This is a genomic window from Inquilinus sp. (assembly GCF_057815775.1).
Genome location: NZ_JBYRFX010000562.1, coordinates 1 through 6,125 on the forward strand (window position 1 = coordinate 1; position 6,125 = coordinate 6,125).

Genomic DNA, 6,125 nt, shown 5'->3' on the forward strand with positions numbered 1-6,125 from the left:
ACGATGCCGAACAGGGCGAAGCCGGCGGCCCATTTCTTGATCGGCCAGCGCAGCGCCACCGGCTCGACCAAGGCAAGGCCCAGCCGCACCGTGCCCAGCAGCAGTATCGCCACCAGGCTGATATGGATGCCCGAGATCGACAGCAGATGGGCCAGGCCGGAATCGCGCATCGCCTGGTTGGCCGCATCGCTGATGCCGGCCCGCTCCCCGGTCATGAAGGCGACGGCGATCGCCCCGGCGTCGCCGGAGATCTGCGCCCGCACCCGGGCGGCGATGCGGTCCTGCAGCCGGGCCAGGGGCGACGGCGTCGCATCCGCCGCGTCCAGCTGTTCGATCCGGCCCATGGCGAAGCCGGTGCCGCCGATGCCCTGGAAGAACAGCTGCCGGCGGAAATCGAAGCCGCCGGGATAGGCCGGGCCGTCCACCGGCGCCAGCGTCGCCCGCACGCGGATGCGGTCGCCGGCGGCCGGCACCGTGTCCGAACCGATCAGCCGCAGCCGCACGCCGGCCGGCGTCGCCTCGGGCGGCAGCCCCTCCATGGTCAGGTCGCTCAGGATCACGCGCACGCCATGCGGCAGCAGGTCGATCGTGTCAACCGTGCCCGTCACCTCGCCCCGCCGCTCCCGGTCCAGCATCGGCGTCGCCACCAGCCGGGTCCGCAGCTCCGCCGCCAGGAAGCCGAGCGCGATGCCGAGCAGCAGCACGGCGAAGGCGGCGGCCCGCTCGCGCCGGCGCAGCAGCGCCACCACGGCGCCGCACAAGGCGAGCGCGGCCACGCCGGCCTGCAGCTTCGGCTCGGACGGCAAGGCAAAGTACAGGCCGATGCCGATGCACAGGCAGCACGGCACCAGCAGCACCAGGCGCCGCCGCACCCCGCCTGCCACGGTGTCGAGCACCTCCGCCCAGTCGATCGTCCAGCCCGCTGCCGCCCAGCCGGCAGCAAAGCGGCCCGGGAACGCCCGGACGGCCGCCGGAACCCCCGACACCTCCCCCGCATTGGCCATAGGATGAAGGCCTGTGCTATGGACCTCTCGAATTCATCGTAGCAGCCCTTTCGGAATTTGACCCATGACGGTCGTGACCCGCTTCGCCCCCTCCCCGACCGGTTACCTGCATATCGGCGGGGCCCGGACGGCCCTGTACAACTGGCTGTACGCCCGCCATCACGGCGGCATCTTCCGCCTGCGCATCGAAGACACGGACCGCGCCCGCTCCAACGACGACGCCGTCCGGGCGATCATCGAGGGGCTGACCTGGTTCGGCGTGGAATGGGACGACGAGATCGTGTCCCAGTTCGAGCGGCGCGAGCGGCATGCCGAGATCGCGCGCAAGCTGCTGGCTGAGGGCAAGGCCTATCATTGCTGGTGCTCTCCGGCCGAGCTGGAGGCGATGCGGGAGCAAGCCAAGGCCGAGGGCAAGCGCATCGGCTACAACGGCTATTGGCGCGACCGCGACCCGGCCGAGGCGCCGCAGGGCGTCGCCCCGGTGATCCGGCTGCGGGCGCCGCAGACCGGCGATACCACGGTCGAAGACAAGGTCCAGGGCGCGGTCACGGTGCAGAACGACCAGCTCGACGACATGGTGCTGCTGCGCGCCGACGGCACGCCGACCTACATGCTGTCGGTGGTGGTCGACGACATCGACATGGGCATCACCCAGGTGATCCGCGGCGACGACCACCTGACCAACACCTTCCGCCAGGTCCAGCTGTACAACGCGATCGGGGCGGTGCCGCCCGGCTTCGCCCATCTCCCGCTGATCCACGGGCCGGACGGGGCCAAGCTGTCCAAGCGCCACGGCGCGCTGGGGATCGAGGCGTATCGCGACCTCGGCTACCTCCCGGCGGCGCTGCGCAACTACCTGCTGCGGCTCGGCTGGGGCCATGGTGACGAGGAGGTGATCCCGACCGAGAAGGCGATCGAGTGGTTCGACCTCGACGCTGTCGGCCGGTCGCCCTCGCGGCTGGACTTCGCCAAGCTGGAGAACCTGAACGGCATCTATATGCGCGACACGCCGGACAGCGACTTGCTGGAACGGATCACGCCGACTCTGGAAACGGCGCTGGGCCGGTCGCTGGACGATGCCGACCGCGGCATCCTGCTGCTCGGGCTGAACGGGCTGAAGCAGCGGGCAAAGACGCTGGTCGAGCTGGCCGACAGCGCGCTGTTCTACCTGCGCGCCGGCCCGCTGCCGCTGAACGAGGGCGCGCTGAAGATCCTGAGCGCCGAGGCCAAGACGCTGCTCGGCCGGGTGCTGGCGGCGCTGTCCGGCCTGAACGACTGGACCGAAGCGGCGCTGGAGGCCGAGGTCGCCCGCATCGCCGAGGCCGAGGGGTTGAAGCTGGGCAAGGTGGCGCAACCGCTGCGCGCGGCATTGACCGGATCGAATGTGTCCCCAGGTATCTTCGAGGTCGCCGCGATTCTCGGCCGCGATGAAACGCTCCGGCGAATTCGCGATGCTGCCAGTGCCCCTTAGGAAGGACGCGTAACCACTTGTTTCTGAAGACAAATCAAGAAAAAGCCTAAAAAACAGGCGATCGATTTGTTTCGTCGGGAGGATCCAAGTCGCGTTGATCTTGCACCGCCGGCCGACTATTCTCCCGGCCGACGGAGCGGATGACCTGCGTTTCCAGTACGAAGCCCCCGCTCAAGGACATCGTCATGCCCGATACGAAGACTCCCGTGGCGCAGAGAACCGTCACGCTGACCGACAACTCGACCGGGAAATCGGTGGAATTGCCGGTGATCGACGGGACCATGGGCCCCAGTGTCATCGACATCCGCAAGCTCTATGCCGAAACCGGGATGTTCACCTACGACCCCGGCTTCACCTCGACCGGCTCCTGCGACAGCGAGATCACCTACATCGACGGCGATGAGGGCATCCTGCTGCACCGCGGCTACGCCATCGACGACCTGGCGGAGAAGAGCAACTTCCTCGAGGTCTGCTACCTCCTGCTCCATGGCGAGCTGCCCGACGCGGCCCAGGAGGCCGATTTCGAGCGCACCATCACCCGCCACACGATGGTGCATGAGCAGATCCACCACTTCTACCGTGGCTTCCGCCGCGACGCCCACCCGATGGCGGTGCTGTGCGGCGTGACCGGGGCGCTGTCGGCCTTCTATCACGACTCGACCGACGTGCATGACCCGCGCCAGCGCGAAGTCGCCTCGCACCGGCTGATCGCCAAGCTGCCGACCCTGGCGGCCATGGCCTACAAGTACTCGATCGGCCAGCCCTTCATCTATCCGCGGAACGATCTCAGCTTCGCCGAGAACTTCCTGCACATGACCTTCGCCGTGCCGGCGGAAGAGTACAAGATCAACCCGGTCCTGGCCCGCGCCATGGACCGCATCCTGATCCTGCACGCCGATCATGAGCAGAACGCGTCGACCTCGACCGTCCGCCTCTCCGGCTCCTCCGGCGCCAACCCGTTCGCCTGTATCGCCGCCGGCATCGCCTCGCTGTGGGGCCCCGCCCATGGCGGCGCCAACGAGGCCGTGCTGAAGATGCTCGGCGAGATCGGCAGCAAGGATCGCGTCGGCGAATTCGTCAAGCGGGCCAAGGACAAGGACGACCCGTTCCGGCTGATGGGCTTCGGCCACCGCGTCTACAAGAACTACGACCCGCGCGCCAAGGTGATGCGCGCCACCTGCTACGAGGTGCTGGAAGAGCTCGGGATCAAGGATCCGCTGCTCGACCTCGCCATGGCGCTGGAGAAGATCGCGCTGGAGGACGAGTATTTCGTCGAGCGCAAGCTGTACCCGAACGTCGACTTCTATTCGGGCATCATCCTGAAGGCGATGGGCTTCCCGACCAGCATGTTCACCGTGCTGTTCGCGGTGGCGCGCACTGTCGGCTGGATCGCCCAGTGGACCGAGATGATCGGCGACCCGCACCAGAAGATCGGCCGGCCGCGCCAGCTGTTCACCGGGCACACCGCCCGCCCGTTCGTGTCGCTGAGCGAGCGTGGCTAAGCGAGTCCCCCAAATCGACCGGACCGGTTCGGGTGCCCCGCGGCGCCCGGACCGGCCGATCGGCGTTTCCTCGACCCCGCGGTCCGTGCCGCGGGCTGCCAACAGCAATCGCGCGCCATGGCGCGCCAGGCTTCGCTTCGGCGCCGCCCTCGTTGCGGTGCTCGCCGCAGCAGCGCTGCTGACCTACCTGTTTTCCTGAACGACCGGCTCCGCGGCGCCGATCAGGCCGAGGCCCAGCGCCGTCGCCACCGCTTCGGTGCGGCTGGCGGCCTTGAGCTTGCGCATCGCGGATTTGACATAGTCCGTGACCGTGTGGGTCGAGAGGTCGAGCTGCCGGGCGATCATCTTGCTCGAGGCACCACGGGCAATCGCATGCAGGCATTCGCGCTCGCGCCGGCTCAAGGCCGGCGACGATCCTGACTGCGCGGCAGGTGCGATGCCGTGCAGACGCCGCTCGACGCGTTGCGCCCGATCGAGATGCGGCGCCAGGGCGCACATCAGGCGCGTCTCCTCGTCGCCGAACGGCAGTTGGCGCCGAGAGCGGAGGATCTTGAGCGTCGCCATATGCCGCCCAGGGCCCTGGCTGTGCCAAGACAGGGCACCATGCTGGTCCCATCGGCTGAGGAAGTCGTTGTAGAATTCGGTGCGTTCGAGATCCCGCCCGGGCACGAGCATCCGATCGTCGACCACCGAGCCGGACGGGAACCGCCGCAGCAACGGCTGGATCGGGTCGATCCGATGATAGTAGCTCTCATACAACTGCAGGCAGGCGGGGTCGCAGCCGACCGTGATGCTGCCGGACGCCGGACCGCCATGGCGGATCAGCGCCACGCAGGTTCCGCCAACCGCTGTCAGGAGATGGCCAAGCACCGCCGGCCATTCTTCCTGCCCCATGGCGGCATCGTAAGTCTGGCCAACGAGATGGCAGAACCGATCCTGGGTGATCATTAGGCCCAACATGGAATCCGCCAAAGACTGGCGGAATGGAATCAAGCTCTGAATTGTGTCGTTTCGTTGGATCCCGGTGCCCGGCAGACTTCAGACGGGTCCCCGCCCCGCCGGATCACATCCGGCACCACCTGCGCGGGCCGGCGCCGTCAGTCCAGATGGCTGTCCAGGGCCCACCAGCCGGCCTCGATCGGCCGCAGCGTTTCCCATTCACCGCAGCCGATGCGGTCGAGCAGTCCGGGGAGCTCCGCGGCCGACGGCTCCGGCTTTGCATAGAGATAGCCCGACCGGCCGCCATGGTGCCAATCGACGGCAATGATCGCGACGGCCAGCCCGCCATCCCCGGTCCGCAAGACGCAGACATTCGGATCGGCGGGCTTGGCCGTCGGGTCGAAGGCCCAATCGCCGCGAAACCGGGCGACGGATCCCGGCGTGGTCGCCAGCGCCTCGGCCCGGTCGATGACGGCGTCGTAGCGGCCACGGTGGCGATCGAAATCCGACGGCCACAGCAGGCTCGTGACCACGAGCGCACCCAGCACCATGTTGTCGAAAGCCATCTTCGGAGCGTGTCTCGCGCCGCGGAGGCGGAGTCCCTTGCTGCACTCCGACCAGTGTCCGTCGACCATGCCCCGCGCCTCAATCCCCCAGGAATCGGGACTGGCCGGGCGGCCGGAGAGTCTCAGCGGCGGCCTTGGCGAATCACGTCCAGCACCACCTGCGCCGCCCGGTCGCCGGGCGTGTCGCCATCCGGCAGCCGCATCATCCGCGCCACCTCGTCATAGGCCGCGCGCTGCGCCACCACCGCCGCGGGGTCGGTCAGCAGCCGGTCGATTTCCGCGGTCAGGCGCTCCGGCGTGCAGTTTTCCTGCAGCAGCTCCGGCACCGCCAAGCGGTCGAGCATGATGTTGACCAGGTTGGCGTATTTGGTCGTCAGCAGCCGCCGGACGAAGAAGGCCGTGACCGGGTTGATGAGATAGGCGATCACGCTCGGCACCGCGGCCATGCCGAGTTCCAGCGCCACCGTGCCGGAGGCGGCGAGCGCGGCGTCGCTGGCGGCGAAGGCGCCGTATTTCTCGCCATCGCCCTCGATCAGGATCGGGTTGCCGGCCCAGCTTTTCACCGCTTCGCGCACCGGCCCCGCCACCGTCTCGACCGTCGGCACCGCCACCCGCAGCCCGGGGTGGCGGGCAGCAAGCGCCT

At 68.4% G+C, this 6,125-nt stretch carries 6 protein-coding genes; 2 read left to right on the plus strand and 4 right to left on the minus strand.

The genetic code is table 11. From position 1 onward, the window contains the following. Positions 1 to 986 (minus strand): ComEC/Rec2 family competence protein (locus AC3XYG_RS19470; protein ID WP_489141515.1); only part of this gene is annotated, 986 nt, incomplete at its 3' end. A gap of 82 nt (positions 987 to 1,068) precedes the next feature. Here AC3XYG_RS19470 and gltX point away from each other — a divergent pair. Further along, positions 1,069 to 2,475, plus strand: coding sequence for a glutamate--tRNA ligase (gene gltX, locus AC3XYG_RS19475; protein ID WP_489141516.1), 1,407 nt, complete (start codon positions 1,069 to 1,071; stop codon positions 2,473 to 2,475). A gap of 185 nt (positions 2,476 to 2,660) precedes the next feature. Next, positions 2,661 to 3,977 (plus strand): citrate synthase, encoded by a 1,317-nt coding sequence (gene gltA, locus AC3XYG_RS19480; protein WP_489141517.1) that lies wholly within the window; start codon positions 2,661 to 2,663, stop codon positions 3,975 to 3,977. A 183-nt stretch (positions 3,978 to 4,160) separates the two neighbouring features. On the opposite strand, the gene AC3XYG_RS19485 is transcribed toward gltA, so the two are convergent. The 3 genes from AC3XYG_RS19485 to AC3XYG_RS19495 form a co-directional block, all read right to left on the minus strand. Further along, the gene (locus AC3XYG_RS19485; protein ID WP_489141518.1) at positions 4,161 to 4,925 is read right to left on the minus strand and encodes a helix-turn-helix transcriptional regulator; all 765 of its coding nucleotides are present in this window, start codon (positions 4,923 to 4,925) and stop codon (positions 4,161 to 4,163) included. 149 nt (positions 4,926 to 5,074) lie between these two features. Next, entirely contained in the window at positions 5,075 to 5,482 is a 408-nt protein-coding gene (locus AC3XYG_RS19490; RefSeq protein ID WP_489141519.1) for a hypothetical protein, read from the minus strand. A gap of 122 nt (positions 5,483 to 5,604) precedes the next feature. Further along, on the minus strand, positions 5,605 to 6,125 hold a 521-nt coding region (locus tag AC3XYG_RS19495; protein ID WP_489141520.1), incomplete at its 5' end, for a glycosyltransferase family protein.